This window comes from Enterobacter sp. SST3 (genome assembly GCF_000286655.1).
GTDB classification, from domain to species: domain Bacteria; phylum Pseudomonadota; class Gammaproteobacteria; order Enterobacterales; family Enterobacteriaceae; genus Enterobacter; species Enterobacter roggenkampii.
Genome location: NZ_ALNS01000001.1, coordinates 24,980 through 44,696 on the forward strand (window position 1 = coordinate 24,980; position 19,717 = coordinate 44,696).

Consider the following 19,717-nt stretch of genomic DNA (forward strand, 5'->3'; position numbering starts at 1 on the left):
GAGGCTGCGCGCGCCGCCTCCGCTTGAAAATTTCCCCCCGTATCCCCATCTCTCCCTCAACGTTTTAAAACCCCATTAAATGGCATTGTTGAGGTCGACATAGATGAAAGGACAAGAAACCCGTGGTTTCCAGTCAGAAGTAAAACAGCTTCTGCACCTGATGATCCATTCCCTGTATTCCAACAAAGAAATTTTCCTGCGTGAGCTGATTTCCAACGCCTCGGATGCGGCGGACAAGCTGCGCTTCCGCGCGCTGTCTAACCCGGATCTGTACGAAGGCGACGGCGAGCTGCGCGTGCGCGTCTCGTTTAATAAAGAGAACCGCACCCTGACCATCGCCGATAACGGCATCGGGATGAACCGCGACGAGGTGATCGACCACCTCGGGACCATCGCGAAATCCGGCACCAAGGCGTTCCTGGAGTCCATGGGCTCTGACCAGGCGAAAGACAGCCAGCTGATCGGCCAGTTCGGCGTCGGTTTCTACTCGGCGTTCATCGTGGCGGACAAAGTCACCGTGCGCACCCGTGCGGCGGGCGACAGCGCCGAGAACGGCGTGCTGTGGGAATCCAAAGGGGAAGGCGAATACACCGTTGATGACATCACCAAAGCGGACCGCGGCACCGAAATCACCCTGCACCTGCGTGTAGGGGAAGATGATTTCCTGAACGACTGGCGCGTGCGCTCCATCATCAGCAAGTACTCCGATCACATCGCGCTGCCGGTCGAGATTGAAAAACAGGAAGAGAAAGACGGTGAAACCGTGGTTTCCTGGGAGAAAATCAACAAGGCGCAGGCGCTGTGGACGCGCAACAAGTCTGAGATTAAAGACGACGAGTACAACGAATTCTACAAGCACATCGCCCACGACTTTACCGACCCGCTGACCTGGAGCCACAACCGTGTGGAAGGTAAGCAGGAGTACACCAGCCTGCTGTACATCCCGGCGCAGGCGCCGTGGGACATGTGGAACCGCGATCACAAGCATGGCCTGAAGCTGTACGTGCAGCGCGTGTTCATCATGGACGACGCCGAGCAGTTCATGCCGAACTATCTGCGCTTTGTGCGCGGCCTGATCGATTCCAACGATCTGCCGCTGAACGTCTCCCGCGAAATTCTGCAGGACAGCACCGTCACCCGTAACCTGCGCAACGCCCTGACCAAACGTGCGCTGCAGATGCTGGAAAAACTGGCGAAAGACGATGCCGAAAAATATCAGACCTTCTGGAAACAGTTCGGTCTGGTGCTGAAAGAAGGCCCGGCTGAAGACATGGCGAACGTTGAAACCATCGCCAAACTGCTGCGCTTTGCTTCTACGCACACCGACTCCTCCGCGCAGACCGTGTCGCTGGAAGAGTACATCTCCCGCATGAAAGAAGGGCAGGAGAAGATCTACTACATCACCGCCGACAGCTACGCCGCGGCGAAGAGCAGCCCGCACCTGGAGCTGCTGCGTAAGAAAGGCATCGAAGTGCTGCTGCTTTCCGACCGCATCGACGAGTGGATGATGAACTACCTGACCGAGTTCGACGGGAAGGCGTTCCAGTCCGTTGCCAAAGCCGATGAGTCCATCGACAAGCTGGCAGATGAAGTGGATGAAAATGCGAAAGAAGCCGAGAAGGCGCTGGAGCCGTTCATTGAGCGCGTGAAAACCCTGCTGGGCGACCGCGTGAAAGAGGTGCGCTTCACGCATCGTCTGACCGACACTCCGGCCATTGTCACCACCGATGCCGACGAAATGAGCACCCAGATGGCGAAGCTGTTCGCCGCGGCGGGCCAGGCGGTACCGGAAGTGAAATATATCTTTGAGCTTAATCCGGATCACCCGCTGGTGAAACGCGCGGCGGACACCCAGGACGACGCCCGCTTTGCCGAGTGGGTTGAACTGCTGCTGGATCAGTCCCTGCTGGCCGAGCGCGGCACGCTGGAAGATCCTAACCTCTTCATTAAACGTGTGAATGCGCTGCTGCTGGCGTAACTGACCACGCCTCTCCTGGTCTTCTCCCTCTCCCCGAGGGAGAGGGCCAGGGTGAGGGCACCAGACCGCACTATCCCAAATTATCTCCCCCCATTAACCGTTTCAGCCTTCCTGCCTTCCTTGAGCGATGCCCGTTCTGGTGGTATTGTTTAGCGCTTTTGAAAAATTGAAACGACTTTTGAGGGGATTTTCGCAATGCGTATTATTCTGCTTGGCGCTCCGGGCGCGGGTAAAGGAACTCAGGCTCAGTTCATCATGGAGAAATACGGTATTCCGCAAATCTCCACCGGTGATATGCTGCGCGCCGCTGTTAAATCTGGCTCCGAGCTGGGTAAACAGGCGAAAGACATCATGGACGCAGGCAAGCTGGTGACCGACGAGCTGGTAATTGCTCTGGTCAAAGAGCGCATTGCTCAGGAAGACTGCCGTAACGGTTTCCTGCTGGACGGCTTCCCACGTACCATTCCTCAGGCTGACGCCATGAAGGAAGCGGGCATCAACGTGGACTACGTTCTGGAGTTCGACGTACCGGACGAGCTGATCGTTGACCGCATCGTTGGCCGTCGCGTACACGCTGCCTCTGGCCGCGTTTACCACATCAAATTCAACCCACCTAAGGTTGAAGGCAAAGACGACGTGACCGGCGAAGAGCTGACCACCCGTAAAGACGATCAGGAAGAGACCGTGCGTAAGCGCCTGGTGGAATACCATCAGATGACTGCGCCGCTGATCGGCTACTACACCAAAGAAGCGCAGGCGGGTAACACCAAATACGCCAAAGTTGACGGCACCAAAGCCGTGGCTGACGTGCGTGCTGAGCTGGAAAAAATCCTCGGCTAATCGCATCTCTCTCACCCGGGCCACCGGGTGAGAAAAATTCTCATCTTACCTATTACAGCAATGGGTTTCGTTTAAACGCATTTCCGCTACAATTGACAACCATTCAAATGGTTAAGAGGCGTGAATGAGTCAGGCGAAAACCGGCATCCTGCTTGCCAATCTGGGCACTCCAGAAGCACCTACATCAGACGCGGTAAAACGCTACCTGCGACAATTTTTAAGCGACACGCGCGTCGTGGATTTTCCGCGACTGCTGTGGTGGCCGCTGCTGCGTGGCGTCATTCTGCCGATCCGTTCTCCGCGCGTCGCCAAACTCTATCAGTCCGTGTGGATGGAAGAGGGCTCGCCGCTGATGGTCTACAGCCGTCGTCAGGAGAAGGCGCTGGCCGCCCGCCTGCCGGATATGCCCGTCGCGCTCGGCATGAGCTACGGCAAACCGTCACTGGAAAGCGCGGTGGACTCGCTGCTGGCGCAGGGCGTGGACCATATCGTGGTGCTGGCGCTCTACCCGCAGTACTCCTGCTCGACGGTGGCTGCCGTCTGGGACGAGCTGGCGCGCATTCTGGCGACCCGCCGCCGCATTCCGGGCGTGACCTTTATTCGCGACTACGCGGATAACGAGCTGTACATCAAGGCGCTCGCCAACAGCGCGCGCGCGTCGTTTGAAAAACACGGCGAGCCGGATCTGCTGCTGCTCTCCTATCACGGCATCCCGCAGCGTTTCGCCAATGAAGGGGATGATTACCCGCAGCGCTGCCGCGATACCACCCGCGAGCTGGTTTCCGCCCTCGGCCTGCCGCCGGAGAAGGTGATGATGACTTTCCAGTCGCGCTTCGGCCGCGAGCCGTGGCTGACGCCGTATACCGATGAAACCCTCAAAATGCTGGGTGAGAAGGGCGTGAAGCACATTCAGGTGATGTCGCCGGGCTTCTCGGCAGACTGTCTGGAGACGCTGGAGGAGATCGCGGTGCAAAACCGGGAATTTTTCCTGGAGGCTGGCGGCGAAAAGTACGAGTACATTCCGGCGCTTAACGACTCCCCTGAGCATATCGACATGATGGTCTCGCTGGTAACGAACGGTCGCTGATCGCACTCCGGGCCGGGTTTGTGCTACCATTCCCGGCCCATATTCTTCGTACAGTTCAGACCATGAAATTTCCCGGTAAACGCAAATCCAAACACTACTTCCCCGTGGATGCCCGCGATCCGCTCCTGCAGCAAATCCAGCCAGAAAATGAAACCAGCGCGGCGTGGGTCGTCGGTATCGACCAGACGCTGGTAGACATTGAAGCGAAAGTGGATGATGCGTTTGTCGCCCGTTACGGTCTGAGCGCCGGTCACTCGCTGGTGATTGAAGATGACGTTGCCGAAGCGCTGTACCAGGAGCTGGTGCGCGAAAACCTGATTACCCATCAGTTCGCCGGCGGCACCATCGGCAACACCATGCACAACTACTCCGTGCTGGCGGACGACCGCTCTGTCCTGCTCGGCGTAATGTGCAGCAACATTGAAATCGGTGGCTACGCCTATCGCTACCTGTGCAACACCTCCAGCCGTACCGATCTGAACTATCTCCAGGGCGTCGACGGCCCGATTGGCCGCTGCTTTACGCTGATCGGTGAATCCGGCGAGCGGACCTTTGCCATCAGCCCGGGCCACATGAACAAGCTGCGCGCGGACAGCATTCCCGAAGAGGTGATCGCGGGCGCCTCGGCGCTGGTGCTGACCTCCTACCTGGTGCGCTGCAAGCCGGGCGAGCCGATGCCGGACGCGACCATGAAGGCGATTGAGTACGCGAAGAAGTACGATGTGCCGGTGGTGTTAACGCTGGGCACCAAATTCGTGATTGCCGATAACCCGGAATGGTGGCAGGCGTTCCTGAAAGAGCACGTCTCGATTCTGGCGATGAACGAAGAGGAGGCCGAAGCGCTGACCGGTGAAAGCGATCCGCTGCTGGCGTCTGACAAAGCGCTGGACTGGGTGGATCTGGTGCTCTGCACCGCGGGTCCGGTTGGGCTGTATATGGCTGGCTTCACCGAAGAAGAGAGCAAACGCAAAACCCAGCACCCGCTGCTGCCCGGCGCGATTGCCGAGTTCAACCAGTACGAGTTCAGCCGCGGCATGCGTTTTAAAGACTGTGTTAATCCGCTGCGTATCTACTCGCACATCGCCCCGTATATGGGCGGGCCGGAGAAGATCATGAATACCAACGGCGCGGGCGACGGCGCGCTGGCCGCGCTGCTGCACGACATCACCGCTAACGCCTACCACAAAACCAACGTGCCAAATTCCAGCAAGCACAAGTTCAGCTGGCTGACCTATTCGTCGCTGGCGCAGGTATGCAAGTACGCCAACCGCGTAAGCTATCAGGTGCTGAACCAGCACTCCCCGCGCTTAACGCGTGGCCTGCCGGAACGGGAAGACAGCCTCGAAGAGGCGTATTGGGACAGGTAAAAGCAAAACGGCAACCTGTGGTTGCCGTTTTTAGTGTTTGTTCCCTCTCCCTGTGGGAGAGGGCCAGGGTGAGGGCATCATGACGCACCAAACTTACCCCGTCACCGCCTCTTCAACCGGCGGTTTTTCCAGCAGCGTCAGCATCGTATTCGCAATCTCGCGCTCGCCCATCACCACCTTATCCGCACCGCGCTCGGTAATGTAATCTACCTCGTCGTCGTAGTGCGCCCGGGCGATAATCTCAATGTTTGGACACTTCGCGCGCGCGGAGGCGACAATCTCACCCGCCTCATAGCCGTTGGGAATGGTCAGCAGCAGCCAGCGGGCGCAGTCCAGATGCGCCAGCTCCATGATCTCTTCGTTCGCCGCATTGCCCAGCACCGCACGAATACCGCGCTCGCGCAGCTCGTCAACGCGGGTGCGTGACGTTTCAATTACCACCAGCGGAATGCCCTGCGCCATCAGCTTCTCGCCAAGCAGGCTGCCGACGCGGCCAAAGCCGACCAGCAGGGCGTGATTGCAAATATCGACCGGGATCTGCTTCTCTTCTTCGATGGCCTCTTCCAGCGTCTGCTCTTCCAGCGTTTCGGTTTTATCGAGGTATTTTTCCAGCAGGGCAAACAGGACCGGGTTCAGCATAATTGACAGGATCGCCCCCGCCAGCACCAGGTTTTGTCCGGCCTGCGGCAGCAGATTCAGGGCCATGCCCAGACCGGCCAGAATAAAGGCGAACTCGCCAATCTGCGCCAGGCTGGCGGCAATGGTCAGCGCCGTCCGCGGAGAGTGGCCGAACATTCGCACCAGGAAGAAGGCGGCAAGCGACTTACCAAAGATAATGATCGCCAGCGTGCCCAGCACGGCCAACGGCTGCTGGATCAGAATAAGCGGGTCAAACAGCATCCCGACGGAGACGAAGAACAGCACGGCAAAGGCGTCGCGCAGCGGCAGGGTGTCGTGTGCGGCGCGGTGGCTCAGCTCGGATTCGTTCAGCACCATCCCGGCAAAGAACGCGCCCAGCGCGAAGGAGACATCAAACAGCTCAACGGCGCCAAAGGCGATACCGAGCGCCAGCGCCAGCACGGAGAGGGTAAACAGCTCGCGGGATCCGGTCGCCGCGCTGCGGGACATGATCCACGGCACCAGACGGCGACCCACCAGCATCATGATGGCGATAAACGCCACCACCTTCCCGATGGTGATGCTCATATCCAGCGCCAGCGAGGCGAAGCCGATATTGTCTTTTTCCATCATGCCGGCGACGGCGGGCAGCAGCACCAGCGTCAGGACCATCACCAGATCTTCCACAATCAGCCAGCCTATCGCGATCTGCCCGCGCTGGCTGTCTATCAGCTGTCTCTCCTCAAGCGCGCGCAGCAGCACCACGGTACTGGCGGTTGAGAGACACAGCCCAAATACGATACCGGTCATCAGCGACCAGCCCAGCACGGCCGAAAGCGCCATCCCAAGCAGCGTCGCCACCCCTATCTGGGCGATCGCTCCCGGTATGGCAATCGACTTTACCGCCATCAAATCCTTCAGGGAGAAGTGCAGGCCGACGCCGAACATCAGCAGAATCACGCCCAATTCCGCCAGCTCAGGGGCCAGTTTGGTATCCGCAACAAAACCTGGCGTAAACGGTCCCGCCAGCACACCTGCCAGCAGATAGCCGACAAGAGGAGAAATACGCAGCTTATTGGCAATCATGCCGAGAATAAAAGCGAGCACAAGTCCACCAACAATGGTGGTGATAAGCGGTGTGGCGTGGTGCATTCCGTCTCCTTTCGTGGTGAGTGTTCCATTTTTGGCGTGAATACCAAAAAACCAAGTAATAGTTTATGACAATTTTTACCCTTATGTTTATGAATAATTGTTGAAGTTTGAATAAAACAGCAATATGCACGTAAAAAAGCGCATTTTGATAAATTCAGCGCGGGGATGAAGAGGAAACCCTTATGGTATAAGGGTATCAGGTAGCTAAAGCATAACTTTAGCTACCCGTAATTCACGCTTTATGGCGGTTATCAGGCAGGAATATGGTCAACATGCCAAGAAGTGGCAGGAAAGCGCAGATTTTATAAACCAGGAAGATGCTGGTGTGATCCGCAACCATCCCTAACACCGCTGCACCCAGCCCGCCCATGCCGAAGGCGAAACCGAAAAACAGTCCGGAAACCATACCGATACGTCCAGGCAGCAGCTCCTGGGCATAGACCAGAATGGCGGAAAACGCGGAGGCGAGAATAAAACCAATAATCACGGTCAAAATCCCCGTCCATTCAAGGCTGGCGTACGGCAAAATGAGGGTAAAAGGCGCTACGCCGAGGATAGAGCCCCAAATGACATATTTACGGCCAATCTTATCGCCCACCGGCCCGCCAATTACCGTCCCTGCGGCCACCGCGAACAGGAAGGCAAACAGGTGGATCTGCGCGTTTTGTACCGATAATCCGAATTTTTGCATCAGATAAAAGGTGTAATAGCTGCTGATGCTCGCCATATAGAAGTATTTCGAGAAAATCAGCACCAGCAGGACGGCAACCGCGAGGATAACCTTATTGCGCGGCAGGGGGTTGATAACCTTCGCTTTAGGTTTTCCTTTATTCACCCGATGCTGAGCGGCATACCAGCGGCTAATCTGCGCCAGCACGATAATCGCCAGCAGCGCGGCCAGCACAAACCACGCCACGTTGCCCTTACCGTACGGCGCGATGATCACCGCGGCCAGCAGCGGGCCGAGAGAGCTACCAAAATTACCGCCCACCTGGAAAAGTGACTGCGCCAGGCCATGACGACCGCCGGAGGCCATACGCGCCACGCGGGACGATTCCGGATGGAACACCGATGAACCGGTTCCCACCAGCGCCGCGGCAATCAGCACGGCTTCAAAACTTCCGGCAATGGCCAGCAGCACCAGCCCGCTTAGGGTAAAGCACATGCCTATGGGCAGCGACCACGGCATAGGATATTTATCCGTCCAGTAGCCCACCACCGGCTGCAGCAGCGAGGAAGCCAGCTGGAAGGTCAGGGTGATCATCCCAATCTGCACGAAGGTGAGTGAGAACTCGGACTGCAGCAGCGGATAAATAGCCAGAATCAACGACTGGATCATGTCGTTGAGCAGGTGCGAGAGACTGATTGCGCCTAAGACTTTAAAGGAGGTGCGCGACGTCGGCGCACCCGGAACGGGCTGGGTTGAGTCACTGATTGCCATAGAGAGAATTACCACGTCTTGAGTTATTAGCGATGCAGGGTGTAATTATTATCCGACTAACATACCCGCCCGGGACATTTGAAGAAAGTCGCAATTCTGAAAACTTATTTGTCTATTCTTATTAGTCACTGTAATTTCTGCCTTTGTCTATTGGTCAGGGAGAGAGAAGATGAAGTTAATGAAGCGGGGCGTCGCGCTGGCGCTCATCGCGGCGTGGGGGCTGGTAAGCCTGCCCGTGCAGGCGTATGAAAAAGACAAAACCTATAAAATCACCATTCTGCATACCAACGATCACCACGGTCATTTCTGGCGCAGTGAATACGGCGAATATGGCCTGTCGGCGCAAAAAACGCTGGTGGACGGCATTCGTAAAGAGGTGGCAGCCCAGGGCGGCAGCGTGCTGCTGCTGTCGGGAGGCGATATCAATACCGGCGTGCCGGAATCCGATTTGCAGGACGCCGAGCCCGATTTTCGCGGCATGAACCTGATTGGCTACGACGCGATGGCCGTCGGTAACCATGAGTTTGATAATCCGCTGAGCGTCCTGCGTCAGCAGGAGAAGTGGGCCAAATTCCCGTTCCTCTCTGCCAACATTTACCAGAAAAGCACCGGCGAACGCCTGTTCAAGCCGTGGGCGCTGTTTAAGCGTCAGGATCTGAAGATCGCGGTCATCGGCTTAACCACCGACGACACGGCGAAAATTGGCAACCCTGAGTTCTTCACCGATATCGAATTCCGCAAACCGGCAGACGAAGCGAAGCTGGTGATTCAGGAGCTGCAGCAAAACGAAAAGCCGGACGTGATTATCGCCACCACCCACATGGGGCACTACGACAACGGTGAGCACGGCTCCAATGCGCCGGGCGACGTGGAGATGGCGCGCAGCCTGCCGGCGGGCTCGCTGGCGATGATTGTGGGTGGTCACTCACAGGATCCGGTCTGCATGGCATCCGAGAATAAAAAGCAGGTGGACTACTTGCCGGGCACGCCGTGTGCGCCAGATCGTCAGAACGGTATCTGGATTGTGCAGGCGCACGAGTGGGGGAAATACGTAGGCCGGGCGGACTTCGAGTTCCGTAACGGCGAGATGAAGCTGGTGCACTATCAGCTCATTCCGGTCAACCTGAAGAAGAAGGTCACCTACCCGGACGGGAAAAGCGAGCGCGTACTTTACACCCCAGAGATTCCAGAAAACCAGCAGATGCTCTCCCTGCTGACGCCGTTCCAGAACAAAGGCAAGGCGCAGCTGGACGTGAAAATCGGTACGCTGAACGGTCGTCTGGAGGGGGACCGCAGCAAAGTTCGCTTCGTGCAGACCAACATGGGCCACCTGGTGCTGGCGGCGCAAATGGCGCGCACCGGGGCTGATTTTGGCGTGATGAGCGGCGGCGGCATTCGTGATTCCATCGAAGGTGGAAACATCACCTATAAAGACGTTCTGAAGGTGCAGCCGTTCGGTAACGTGGTGGTTTATGCCGACATGAGCGGGAAAGAGGTTGTTGAGTACCTGACCGCCGTGGCGCAGATGAAGCCGGATTCCGGGGCCTATCCGCAGTTTGCCAACGTGAGCTTCGTAGCGAAAGACGGCAAGCTTAACGACCTGAAGATCAAAGGCGAACCGGTTGACCCGGCGAAAACGTACCGTCTGGCGACGTTAAGCTTTAACGCTACCGGCGGCGACGGCTATCCGCATATTGATAATAAACCGGGCTACGTGAATACCGGCTTTATCGATGCAGAAGTGCTGAAGCAGTATATCGAGCAGAATTCGCCGATTGACGTGAATGCGTATGAGCCGAAAGGCGAGGTGAGCTGGCAGTAGTGCAGCTGTGTTGCCCGGTGGCGCTGCGCTTACCGGGCCTACGGGTGCAAAATGTAGGCCGGGTAAGGCGTAGCCGCCACCCGGCTTTTTTTACTCCCTGCGCGCAATATCCGCAAACTTCGCGTCCAGCATTTTCGCCAGGTCGCCCGCGGCCAGCTCAATATCCAGCCCGCGCTTGCCGCCGGAAATATAGATGGTCTCAAATTCCTGTGAAGGGGCATCGATCAGCGTCGGCAGGCGTTTTTTCTGCCCGAGCGGGCTGATGCCGCCCACCAGGTAGCCCGTGGTGCGCTGCGCCACCATCGGATCCGCCATATCCACCTTCTTCGCCCCCAGCGCTTTGGCGACCTTCTTCAGATCCAGCTGTCCCGCCACGGGAGTCACCGCCACGGCGAGATGCTTCATATCGCCATTCACCGCCACCAGCAGCGTTTTATAGACCTGGTCCGCGTTCAGCCCCAGCTTACGCACCACTTCATCACCAAAGTTGGTTTCATTCGGATCGTGATCGTAGGTGTGGATCCGGAAAGAAATGTTGTTTTTTTCGAGTAATTTAACGGCGGGAGTCATAGCTATCCTTCTTACGACAGACAATTCATGCAGCCAGCATACGCCTGACGTTTGTCTAAAAAATAGCACCATCTTGCGCAATAGTGTTGGCAGTGATGGTCACTTTGAGCGACAATCGGCTCAGCCGAAGGTCACTTCGGTATAATAAAAACGATGAAATTCCTCTTTGACGGGCCAATAGAGATATTGGCCATTTTTTTATTTCAGCAACGACGGCAAATTCCCTTCGCCGTATAAATGTAATGCCCCAACCGCCACCACGTATTCCCCCGCAGGCAGAGCATGCAGCGTCTCTCGCCAGGCTTTGTTACGCGCATTCATCAGCACATCATACAGCGATTCACTGAACGTCGACGGTAACGCCAGCCTGCCGTCCGCGGGCGGTGCATCCAGCCACCAGCCAATCATGGTCTGCAGCAGGCGTGCGTTGGTGTGCCAGTGGGTGAGGGTATCATCCAGCAGCATCAGACCGTCGTCCGGAAGCTGTCGCAGGAGCGCAATCTGGCTGTCCGTACCTTCCAGTTCGATGATCGGCATACGGCGCGCCCGCGCCACGTTCAGCAGCTGGTAATCAATGCCGTAATCACCCCGCAGCCCCAGACGCTGGGCCTGCGTGGCCTGTAATACCATTGCGATTTGCCACAGCGGCAGGGTGTCAATCATGGAGAGCGATACGCCGGTTTCCTCGGCGACGCGCGTCAGTTCCGCGAGCTGGGCCTCATTCAGACGTTCCGCCAGCGGGAGATCGCTTTCAAGCCCGGCAAACGGTGACTCATGGCCCGAGATGTCCGCCTCGACGACCAGCGCGTCGGCGCGCTTCAGGCGCTTTATCAGACCGGGCGGCAGAGGTGACATACCCTGCGTGCCCATATGGATACTGCCGACCAGGTGCAGGTGTTGCCCGCCGGGAAGCGAGATATCCAGACCGGGCCAGGCGTAACGGCGAGGGAAAAGGGCGCGAAACGATGTTTTTATACGATGAAACAGACCCATACGCGCTCCATAAACGGAAAGGTTCATGCTAGCGCGTACGGGTACAAGGTTCAATCCTTCGGTTTAAACCGCAACAGCCGGTTGGCGTTGCTGACCACGGTGATGGAGGAGAGCGCCATCGCCGCGCCCGCGACCACCGGGTTCAGCAGCGTACCGGTCAGCGGCCACAAAATACCGGCCGCGATTGGGATCCCGAGGGTGTTATAGACGAACGCCCCCAGCAGGTTCTGCTTCATGTTGCGCAGCGTGGCTTTCGAAATGGCCAGCGCATCGGCCACGCCCATCAGGCTGTGGCGCATCAGCGTAATGGCGGCGGTTTCGATGGCCACGTCGCTGCCGCCGCCCATCGCGATCCCCACATCCGCCTGGGCCAGCGCCGGGGCATCGTTGATGCCGTCGCCGACCATTGCCACCTGACGGCCCTGACGTTGCAGTTTTTTAATGGCGTCCGCTTTGCCGTCCGGCAGTACGCCCGCAATCACCTCATCAATACCGGCTTCTTTCGCGATGGCGTTGGCGGTGGTCGGGTTATCGCCGGTCAGCATCACCAGACGGTAGCCCGCACGGTGCAGGCGCTGTAAGGCATCCACGCTGTCCTGGCGAAGCGGATCGCGCACGGCCAGCAGCGCGGCGGCTTTGCCGTCCACCGCCAGCAGAACCGGGGTAGCGCCCTGAGACGCCTGCGCCTTCAGCTCGTTTTCCAGCGCGGCGGTATCAATACCGTTTTCATTGAGCAACGCCTGGTTGCCCAGCAGTAGCGCATGGCCTTCTGCCTCACCGCTCACGCCGAGCCCGCGCAGGGTGCGGAAGTTGCTCACCTGCGGCAGGGCAGACGCATTGGCTTTATCGAGAATAGCGCGCGCCAGCGGATGGCTTGAGCCTTGCTCCAGCGCGGCGGCGAGACGCAGCGCCTCCTCTTCGGCAATGCCTGCGGTCGTGACGGCGACCACCTGCGGTTTACCTTCCGTCAGCGTGCCGGTTTTATCAAACACCAGCGTGTCGAGCGTGCTGGCCCGCTGCAGCGCGTCCGCGTCCCGTACCAGTACGCCAAATTCGGCCGCGCGCCCTACGCCGGAGATAATCGACATCGGCGTCGCCAGGCCAAGGGCGCAAGGACAGGCGATGATCAGCACCGTGGTAGCGATCACAAGGGTGTAAACAATCTGCGGCGCGGGGCCGAAGAAGTACCAGATCGCCGCGCTCAGCAGGGCAATGCCGACCACCACCGGTACAAAAATGGCCGAGATTTTGTCAGCAAGCTGGCCAATCTCCGGCTTGCTGCTCTGCGCCTGGCGCACCATGCGGATAATACGCGACAGCGTGGTGTGGCAGCCGACGGCGCTGGCGGTGAACAGCACGCTGCCGTCCTGCACCACCGTACCGGCATGCACGGCGTCGCCGTCGGATTTCTGCTGGGGGATCGGTTCCCCGGTCAGCATCGCTTCATCCAGCCAGGCTTCGCCCTGGGTTATTTTGCCGTCAACGGGAACGCGGTCGCCGGTGGTCAGACGCAGCGTCATGCCGGGCTGAACCTCGGCCAGCGGGACGCTCTTTTCCCCCTCGTCCGTGACCACGCGGGCCGTCGGCGGGGTTAAATCAAGCAATCTTTCCAGCGCTTTCGAGGAACGCTGACGGGCGCGGGCTTCCAGCATATGGCCTAAGTTAATGAGGCCGATAATCATCGCACTCGCTTCATAATAGAGATGCCGCGCTTCCATCGGGAACCACTGTGGCCAGACGTTCACGCTCATGGAATAGAGCCACGCCGCGCCGGTCCCGAGGGCGACCAGCGTATCCATCGTCGCGGTGCGGTTTTTCAGGCTCTTCCAGGCGCTGGTATAGAAATGCCCGCCTGCAAACACCATCACCGCAAGGGTAATCAGACCAATCACCAGCCACAGCGTGCGGTTGTCGTCGGTGACCATCATGTTGTCACCCATCATGCCCCACACCATCACCGGAATACCCACCAGCAGGGCGACAATCGCCTGCCAGCGGAAGCGCTTCATGGTGGCGATAGCCGTTTCCTGCTGGCGCTCGCGGCGCTCGGCATCATCTTCGATGGCCTCCGCGCCGTAGCCCGCTTTTTCAACGGCCTGCACTAACTCTGCGGCGGAGGCGCTGCCCATCACCAGCGCAGTACGCTCCGCAAGATTCACCCGTGCCTGCGCGACGCCCGGTACCGCCTGCAGGGCGTTTTGTACCCGGGAGACGCAGCTGGCGCAGCTCATGCCGTTGATCAGCAGCTGTTGGCTGTCATCAATATCATCCGCTGCCGGAAGCTCAGGAGTGGCCGCTGTCAGTGCTTCCGACGGGGATGATGACTCTGCCAGCGGTTTAGCCTTTGGGTGGCTTAACTCCGCCCCGTAACCGGCCTGTTTAATGGTATCAATCAGCGCGTCCGCGCTGGCGCTGCCGGTCACGGCGGCATGGTCGATAGTCACTTCAGCGCTTTCAACGTCAGGACGCTGTTCCAGGCTTTCTTTAACGCGTTTGACGCAGTGGCCGCAGGAGAGGCCGTCCAGCGTCAGGTCGATAGTGTGAGACATAACAAAACTCCCGTATAATATATTGGTCAGTTGTTGACCGGAGTAACGCTTTTCGCTAACTGTTATGAAGGTTAAACCTTCCATCAAGGGGAAGGTCAAGGGGGAAATGTGAATATCAGTGACGTGGCAAAAAAAACCGGCTTAACCAGCAAAGCGATCCGCTTTTATGAAGAGAAGGGGCTGGTAACGCCGCCGCTGCGCAGTGAAAATGGCTACCGCAGCTACACGCAGCTGCATCTCGATGAGCTGACGCTGCTGCGCCAGGCAAGACAGGTCGGGTTTAATCTGGAAGAGTGCGGCGAGCTGGTTAACCTGTTCAACGATCCTAAGCGTCACAGCGCGGACGTGAAAAAACGCACCCTGGAAAAGGTGGCCGAAATTGAACGCCACATCGTCGAGCTACAGTCGATGCGCGAACAGCTGCTGCAGCTCGCGGACTCCTGTCCGGGGGATGACAGCGCCGACTGCCCGATTATTGATAATCTTGCCGGCTGCTGCCACCGCAAAACCCACGCTTAACAGGCTTTTACCCGCAGGGTAATGCCTTCCACCGCAATGACTTCAACCCGCGTGCCGGCGCTGAGGTCATCGTCGGCCACCACCGGCCACGAGCTGTCGCCTACGCGCATGTGCCCGCGTCCGTTCACCAGCGCGGTGTCGAGGGTAAAACGCTTGCCGACAATCTGCTGTCCGCGCTGGTTAAGGTGGGCGTCCACCGGTTTCTGCTCGTTAACCCGCCGGTTAAGCCAGCGCCACCACAGCCAGGCGGCCACCAGCGTCAGCGCGGCAAACAGCGCTCCCTGCCACGCCCAGTCCAGGGGAAGGATCCAGACCAGAAGACCGGTAATGACGGCGGCCACACCGCTCCAGAGCAGGTAGCCGTTGCCGCCCAGCATCTCCGCCGCCAGCAATAAGCCACCGAGACTTAGCCAGAAGGCATGAGGATGTGCAACGATGAGCTCAATCATTTTTTACGCTCGTTTCCGCTGTCCTTGATCAGTTCGGCGATCCCCGCGATAGAGCCCATCAGGCTGCTGGCATCCAGCGGCATCATCACCACTTTGCTGTTGTTCGCCGAGCCGATCTCTTTCAGCGCGTCGGTATATTTTTGCGCAACGAAGTAGTTCACGGCCTGAATATCACCGGCGGCAATTGCCTCGGACACCATCTGGGTCGCGCGGGCTTCCGCTTCGGCGGAACGTTCACGCGCTTCCGCCTGTAAGAACGCGGACTGACGGTCGCCTTCCGCTTTCAGGATCTGCGACTGTTTTTCCCCTTCCGCTTTGAGGATCTCCGCCTGGCGTACCCCTTCGGCTTCCAGAATGTAGGCGCGCTTGGTTCGCTCAGCTTTCATCTGGGCGTTCATGGAGGCAATCAGCTCCGCCGGCGGGCGCACGTCGCGGATCTCGATGCGGGTAACTTTGATCCCCCACGGGTTGGTGGCCTCATCGACAATGTGCAGCAGGCGGGTGTTGATGCTGTCGCGCTGGGAAAGCATCTCGTCCAGCTCCATCGAGCCGAGTACGGTACGGATGTTGGTCATCGTCAGGTTGACGATCGCCAGCTCCAGGTTGCTGACCTCATAGGCCGCTTTTGGCGCATCAATCACCTGAATAAAGCACACGGCGTCGATGGTGACGTTGGCGTTATCCTTGGAGATCACTTCCTGGGACGGAATGTCCAGAACCTGCTCCATCATGTTGATCTTGCGGCCGATTCTGTCCATGAACGGGACAATCAGGCTTAAGCCGGGCTGGAGCGTGTTGGTGTAACGGCCGAAACGCTCGACGGTCCACTGATAACCCTGAGGGACAATTTTGACGCCAGCGCCCACGATAACCAGCGCAACGAAAATAAGGACGGGAACAACGATAAGCATAAAAACCTCCTGTTTTGCATGCCGTGATGAGTGAAAGTGTGTGTTTATTGCTCGTAAGTATAGGTAAAGTCAGAGATGAAGCCATTACCCGCTTCGGCAATGGCTTTGGATAATCCCTGGTAGTAATTCTCCAGCCCCCGCGCTTCGATACGCTGGATCTGTTCGCGAAGGGGGGCGCAGAACAGAACGGCATTTCCCGCCTCAACGCGTTTGTTATTCGGTGGAAGGTCCCCCGCGATGGCTTTAAACCAGGTTCTGATGCCCTGCTTTAAATTATGCGGCGCTTTTGCCAGGTTATCCATGCCCGTCAGGATCTGCAGAGTAGGGAACTCATCGGCCTGCACGGCAGTTTTCATACGCGCAAAGAACTGGCTGAACAGCTCGAACGAGCCCAGATCGGTGACGCGGGGCTTGGTGGTTTTACCGTTTTTATTGCCGATTTTACCTGCCGCTGACGCCGTGACCGGAACCGCGTTCACCTTTTCCAGCTCCAGTCCGAACAGCAAATTGCAGTGCGCGCGGCGCGCTTTCAGCGGGTAGGACATCAGGACGTCAATGAACTGTGTGGCTTTCACATCCGCAAGATTGTGGTTGATAAGCCACTGGGTGCGCGAAAATTCCGCCGGAGAGACGAACCAGTCCGGCACCTCATTGAAGCGTTTTGATTTGCCTTTACCGTCAAATTCAAGGAAGTGTGTCCCGTTGTCGAAGGCAAAATAGCAATTTTTGAAGCTGCCGATCGTGGTGTTCACGATGAGCGCCTTCTTAACAAAATCGACCACCTCTTCACCCATCACAAAACGCGTGCGTTTCGACGATTTGATGACGTCCATTAATGTTTCGACATCAGGAACACCAGGCTTCAGGGAGGGAAACTCATAAAAAATATGTGCCATGCTGCATACTTCCTGTAGTGATGGTGGTGACAATTTACAAACAAAAAGCTTAACACTTGCTTCAGCGTGAGGCTATTCGCGCTGCGCGGGCGAAAGGATTATGCTACAGACGGTTATGACAAAAAGCGGTCAACGGAAGCGCAATGAACGATAAAAAAAACGTATTACTTCTCAGGGATGTCGGATTTCGAGTCGGGGAAAACACGATCCTGCAGCACGTCGGGTTTAGCCTGTCGCCGGGCGAGTTTAAATTAATCACGGGCCCCTCAGGCTGTGGGAAAAGCACGCTGCTGAAGATTGTGGCGTCACTCCTCAGCCCGACGGAGGGCGCCATTCTGTTTGAAGGCGAAGATATCGCCTCGCTTTCCCCGGAAAGCTATCGCCAGCAGGTCTCGTACTGTGTGCAAACGCCCGTGCTTTTTGGCGATACGGTCTATGACAACCTGATTTTTCCGTGGCAAATCCGCAATAAAACGCCGGAGCCGGAAAAGTTTATCCACGATCTGGCCCGCTTTGGCCTGGCGCAGGAGACGCTGAGCAAATCCATCAACGCGCTGTCGGGCGGAGAAAAGCAGCGGGTCTCGCTGATCCGCAACCTGCAGTTTTTACCGAAGGTGTTGTTGCTGGACGAAATCACCAGCGCGCTCGATGACGTCAACAAGCGCAACGTTAACGAGATTATTCATCGTTACGCCCGGGAGCAGAACATTGCCGTGCTGTGGGTGACGCACGACGCTAACGAAATAACCCATGCGGATGACGTAATCACGCTCCAGCCGCACGGCGGGAAAATGCAGGAGGCAAACCGTGGGTGAGCATAACATTACGAACGAATCGCTGGCCTTTTCGATGGTGCTGGTGCTGATTGCGATTGTGGTCAGCTATCGGGAAAAGCTGGGGCTGGAAAAAGATATCGTGTGGAGTATCTGCCGCGCGGTGATTCAGCTCATCATCGTTGGCTATGTGCTGAAGTATATCTTCAACGTTAACCACGCGGTGCTGACGCTGCTGATGGTGCTGTTTATCTGCTTTAACGCGGCGTGGAATGCGCAAAAGCGCAGTAAATACATTGATAAGGCGTTTGTCTCATCGTTTATTGCGATTACCACCGGAACGGCGCTCACGCTGGGGGTGCTGGTGCTCTCCGGCTCGATTGAGTTTACGCCGATGCAGGTCATCCCTATCTCGGGGATGATCGCGGGGAACGCGATGGTGGCCGTTGGGCTCTGTTATAACAACCTCGGCCAGCGTTTCAGCAGCGAACAGCAGCAGCTGCAGGAGAAACTAAGCCTGGGGGCAACGCCAAAGGTGGCCTCGGCGCGGCTGATTCGCGAGAGCATTCGCTCATCGCTGATCCCTACGGTAGATTCCGCCAAAACGGTGGGGCTGGTGAGCCTGCCGGGCATGATGTCGGGGCTGATTTTTGCCGGTATCGATCCGGTAAAAGCGATTAAGTATCAGATCATGGTGACGTTTATGCTGCTTTCCACGGCAAGCCTGTCCACCATCATTGCCTGCTACCTGACCTATCGGAAGTTCTACAACGCGCGCCACCAGCTGGTGGTGACGCAGTTGAAAAAGACGGGGTAACATCGTCTTTGTAGGCCCGGTAAGGCGAAGCCGCCACCGGGCTTTTTTATCAATACAACAGCGCGTAAAGCTGACGACGATACTTCGACGCCAGCGCGTCGCCGGTGCCCAGCGCGGCCAGGATCTCCTGGAACATTTTGCGCGCCTGACCGTCTGCGGCGGCTAAATCTTTTTGCAGATGGCCGAAGAGCAGCTCAAGCGCCTCTTCGTTACGCCCCACCTGATGCAGCTGTAGTGCAAGCTGGCTTGCCAGCGCGGCGTCCGCCGGGTTGTCGGCAACCTGCTGCTGCAGCTGCTGAATTTCCGGGGTATCCGCCGCCTGCTTCAGCAGCTCAATTTGTGCAACCAGCCCCTGATAGCGGGTGTCCTGATCCTGCAGCGGAACCGTCTTAAGTACGGCCTCCGCGTCCTCTGAGCGGTGCAGGGCGATCTGCGTCTCCGCCAGCAGCAGGCCAATCTGGCTGTTCTGTTTTGACAGCTGCCACGCCTCTTTCAGCAGCGGCAGCGCCTCGTCGTATTTGCCTTCCTGCATCAGCGCCATGCCTTCCTGCGCTTTCAGCTCTTCTTCGCGCGGCAGCACCTTATCCAGCAGGGCGCGGATAGCCTCTTCCGGCTGCGGCCCCTGGAAGCCATCAACAGGCTGGCCGTTCTGGAACAAATAGACGGTAGGAATGGCGCGCAGACCAAACTGAGACGCGACCATCGGCTCGGCGTCACAATCCAGCTTCGCGAGAATGAACTGGCCGTTGTACTGGGCGGCAAGGCTTTCCAGCACCGGCGTCAGCTGCAGACAGTGTTGGCTACGTTCAGACCAGAAGTAGAACAGGACCGGTTTGGTCATCGACTGTTCAAGGGTCTGTTGCAGGTTAGCTTCTGTGATATTGACGATATTCTGTACGGACATGCGGCTTTCTCTTTTGTCGGTTTGTTCTTTA

Annotated in this window: 17 protein-coding genes; 8 read left to right on the plus strand and 9 right to left on the minus strand. The window is 57.7% G+C overall.

All coding sequences use genetic code 11. The features are described from left to right. The first annotated feature begins 103 nt into the window (after positions 1-103). The 4 genes from htpG (at position 104) to B498_RS20990 (ending at position 5,272) form a co-directional block, all read left to right on the plus strand. Positions 104-1,978: a molecular chaperone HtpG gene (gene htpG / locus B498_RS21005; protein WP_008499299.1), complete on the plus strand. Its 1,875-nt coding sequence runs from the start codon at positions 104-106 to the stop codon at positions 1,976-1,978. A gap of 195 nt (positions 1,979-2,173) precedes the next feature. After that, positions 2,174-2,818 (plus strand): adenylate kinase, encoded by a 645-nt coding sequence (gene adk / locus B498_RS21000; RefSeq protein WP_006809841.1) that lies wholly within the window; start codon positions 2,174-2,176, stop codon positions 2,816-2,818. 124 nt (positions 2,819-2,942) lie between these two features. Then, the gene (gene hemH / locus B498_RS20995; RefSeq protein WP_008499301.1) at positions 2,943-3,905 is read left to right on the plus strand and encodes a ferrochelatase; all 963 of its coding nucleotides are present in this window, start codon (positions 2,943-2,945) and stop codon (positions 3,903-3,905) included. Positions 3,906-3,967: 62 nt separating this feature from the next. Continuing rightward, positions 3,968-5,272 (plus strand): inosine/guanosine kinase, encoded by a 1,305-nt coding sequence (locus B498_RS20990; RefSeq protein ID WP_008499302.1) that lies wholly within the window; start codon positions 3,968-3,970, stop codon positions 5,270-5,272. A 93-nt stretch (positions 5,273-5,365) separates the two neighbouring features. Here B498_RS20990 and ybaL read toward each other — a convergent pair whose 3' ends face one another. Continuing rightward, positions 5,366-7,042: a YbaL family putative K(+) efflux transporter gene (gene ybaL, locus B498_RS20985; RefSeq protein WP_008499303.1), complete on the minus strand. Its 1,677-nt coding sequence runs from the start codon at positions 7,040-7,042 to the stop codon at positions 5,366-5,368. 232 nt (positions 7,043-7,274) lie between these two features. Further along, entirely contained in the window at positions 7,275-8,483 is a 1,209-nt protein-coding gene (locus B498_RS20980; RefSeq protein ID WP_008499304.1) for an MFS transporter, read from the minus strand. 169 nt (positions 8,484-8,652) lie between these two features. Between B498_RS20980 and ushA the strand changes: the two genes are divergently transcribed. Further along, positions 8,653-10,305 (plus strand): bifunctional UDP-sugar hydrolase/5'-nucleotidase UshA, encoded by a 1,653-nt coding sequence (ushA, locus tag B498_RS20975; RefSeq protein WP_008499306.1) that lies wholly within the window; start codon positions 8,653-8,655, stop codon positions 10,303-10,305. A gap of 90 nt (positions 10,306-10,395) precedes the next feature. Here the strand turns inward: ushA and ybaK are convergent, their stop codons facing one another. The 3 genes from ybaK to copA form a co-directional block, all read right to left on the minus strand. Further along, entirely contained in the window at positions 10,396-10,875 is a 480-nt protein-coding gene (gene ybaK, locus B498_RS20970; protein WP_008499307.1) for a Cys-tRNA(Pro)/Cys-tRNA(Cys) deacylase YbaK, read from the minus strand. A 198-nt stretch (positions 10,876-11,073) separates the two neighbouring features. Next, the gene (locus B498_RS20965; RefSeq protein WP_008499308.1) at positions 11,074-11,868 is read right to left on the minus strand and encodes a TraB/GumN family protein; all 795 of its coding nucleotides are present in this window, start codon (positions 11,866-11,868) and stop codon (positions 11,074-11,076) included. Positions 11,869-11,918: 50 nt separating this feature from the next. Beyond that, the gene (gene copA / locus B498_RS20960) at positions 11,919-14,417 is read right to left on the minus strand and encodes a copper-exporting P-type ATPase CopA (protein WP_008499309.1); all 2,499 of its coding nucleotides are present in this window, start codon (positions 14,415-14,417) and stop codon (positions 11,919-11,921) included. A 108-nt stretch (positions 14,418-14,525) separates the two neighbouring features. On the opposite strand from copA, the gene cueR reads away from it, so the two are divergent. Then, positions 14,526-14,936: a Cu(I)-responsive transcriptional regulator gene (gene cueR / locus B498_RS20955; RefSeq protein WP_008499310.1), complete on the plus strand. Its 411-nt coding sequence runs from the start codon at positions 14,526-14,528 to the stop codon at positions 14,934-14,936. On the opposite strand, the gene B498_RS20950 is transcribed toward cueR, so the two are convergent. From B498_RS20950 to B498_RS20940, 3 genes are read right to left on the minus strand one after another with little or no spacing between them, the layout of a single operon-like run. Then, positions 14,933-15,385 carry an NfeD family protein gene (locus tag B498_RS20950; RefSeq protein WP_008499311.1) on the minus strand — a complete coding sequence of 151 codons (453 nt, stop codon included), beginning with the start codon at positions 15,383-15,385 and terminating at the stop codon, positions 14,933-14,935. The two genes, cueR and B498_RS20950, sit on opposite strands and share 4 nt — an antisense overlap. Then, complete coding sequence (locus B498_RS20945) at positions 15,382-16,296, minus strand: SPFH domain-containing protein (protein WP_008499312.1); 915 nt, start codon at positions 16,294-16,296, stop codon at positions 15,382-15,384. Before B498_RS20945 ends, B498_RS20950 begins: the two co-directional genes overlap by 4 nt. 44 nt (positions 16,297-16,340) lie before the next feature. Next, positions 16,341-17,192: a hypothetical protein gene (locus tag B498_RS20940; protein WP_008499313.1), complete on the minus strand. Its 852-nt coding sequence runs from the start codon at positions 17,190-17,192 to the stop codon at positions 16,341-16,343. A 143-nt stretch (positions 17,193-17,335) separates the two neighbouring features. On the opposite strand from B498_RS20940, the gene fetA reads away from it, so the two are divergent. Both fetA and fetB read left to right on the plus strand, forming a co-directional pair. Continuing rightward, positions 17,336-18,007 (plus strand): iron efflux ABC transporter ATP-binding subunit FetA, encoded by a 672-nt coding sequence (gene fetA / locus B498_RS20935; protein ID WP_008499314.1) that lies wholly within the window; start codon positions 17,336-17,338, stop codon positions 18,005-18,007. Next, positions 18,000-18,782, plus strand: a complete 783-nt coding sequence (gene fetB, locus B498_RS20930) for an iron efflux ABC transporter permease subunit FetB (RefSeq protein WP_008499315.1) — start codon at positions 18,000-18,002, stop codon at positions 18,780-18,782. Before fetA ends, fetB begins: the two co-directional genes overlap by 8 nt. A gap of 49 nt (positions 18,783-18,831) precedes the next feature. Here fetB and B498_RS20925 read toward each other — a convergent pair whose 3' ends face one another. Further along, positions 18,832-19,686, minus strand: coding sequence for a co-chaperone YbbN (locus B498_RS20925; RefSeq protein WP_008499316.1), 855 nt, complete (start codon positions 19,684-19,686; stop codon positions 18,832-18,834). Positions 19,687-19,717 lie beyond the last annotated feature (31 nt).

What these genes read in the sequence shown, in the direction of transcription:
- B498_RS20945 (WP_008499312.1), bottom strand. Translation starts at nt 16,296, where the DNA reads ATGCTTATCGTTGTTCCCGTCCTTATTTTCGTTGCGCTGGTTATCGTG.
- B498_RS20965 (WP_008499308.1), bottom strand. Translation starts at nt 11,868, where the DNA reads ATGGGTCTGTTTCATCGTATAAAAACATCGTTTCGCGCCCTTTTCCCT.
- B498_RS20950 (WP_008499311.1), bottom strand. Translation starts at nt 15,385, where the DNA reads ATGATTGAGCTCATCGTTGCACATCCTCATGCCTTCTGGCTAAGTCTC.
- B498_RS20980 (WP_008499304.1), bottom strand. Translation starts at nt 8,483, where the DNA reads ATGGCAATCAGTGACTCAACCCAGCCCGTTCCGGGTGCGCCGACGTCG.
- fetA (WP_008499314.1), top strand. Translation starts at nt 17,336, where the DNA reads ATGAACGATAAAAAAAACGTATTACTTCTCAGGGATGTCGGATTTCGA.
- ybaK (WP_008499307.1), bottom strand. Translation starts at nt 10,875, where the DNA reads ATGACTCCCGCCGTTAAATTACTCGAAAAAAACAACATTTCTTTCCGG.
- B498_RS20990 (WP_008499302.1), top strand. Translation starts at nt 3,968, where the DNA reads ATGAAATTTCCCGGTAAACGCAAATCCAAACACTACTTCCCCGTGGAT.
- B498_RS20940 (WP_008499313.1), bottom strand. Translation starts at nt 17,192, where the DNA reads ATGGCACATATTTTTTATGAGTTTCCCTCCCTGAAGCCTGGTGTTCCT.
- ybaL (WP_008499303.1), bottom strand. Translation starts at nt 7,042, where the DNA reads ATGCACCACGCCACACCGCTTATCACCACCATTGTTGGTGGACTTGTG.
- htpG (WP_008499299.1), top strand. Translation starts at nt 104, where the DNA reads ATGAAAGGACAAGAAACCCGTGGTTTCCAGTCAGAAGTAAAACAGCTT.
- copA (WP_008499309.1), bottom strand. Translation starts at nt 14,417, where the DNA reads ATGTCTCACACTATCGACCTGACGCTGGACGGCCTCTCCTGCGGCCAC.
- adk (WP_006809841.1), top strand. Translation starts at nt 2,174, where the DNA reads ATGCGTATTATTCTGCTTGGCGCTCCGGGCGCGGGTAAAGGAACTCAG.
- ushA (WP_008499306.1), top strand. Translation starts at nt 8,653, where the DNA reads ATGAAGTTAATGAAGCGGGGCGTCGCGCTGGCGCTCATCGCGGCGTGG.
- hemH (WP_008499301.1), top strand. Translation starts at nt 2,943, where the DNA reads ATGAGTCAGGCGAAAACCGGCATCCTGCTTGCCAATCTGGGCACTCCA.
- B498_RS20925 (WP_008499316.1), bottom strand. Translation starts at nt 19,686, where the DNA reads ATGTCCGTACAGAATATCGTCAATATCACAGAAGCTAACCTGCAACAG.